Raw genomic sequence first — 265 nt, forward strand, 5'->3', positions numbered from 1 at the left:
GGGCCAGGCCCATGGCCTGTGTTTCTCGGTACAGCCGGGCGTGGCCACGCCACCGTCGCTGGTCAACATCTACAAGGAGTTGCAGCGCGACCTGAACATCCCGATTGCCAATCATGGCTACCTGCAGAGCTGGGCCGAGCAGGGCGTGCTGTTGCTCAACACGACCATGACCGTGGAGCGCGCCAATGCCGCGTCACATGCCAAGAAGGGTTGGGAATTCTTTACCGACCGGGTCATTCAGGTGGTCAGCGAGCAGTGCCCGAAC

Annotated in this window: 1 pseudogene; it reads left to right on the forward strand. The window is 61.9% G+C overall.

The features are described from left to right. Nucleotides 1-265: pseudogene (locus FQ668_RS06180) on the forward strand (uracil-DNA glycosylase); the annotation flags it as partial.

The sequence above is a fragment of the Pseudomonas sp. Kh14 genome, assembly GCF_900291005.1.
GTDB lineage: Bacteria > Pseudomonadota > Gammaproteobacteria > Pseudomonadales > Pseudomonadaceae > Aquipseudomonas > Aquipseudomonas alloputida.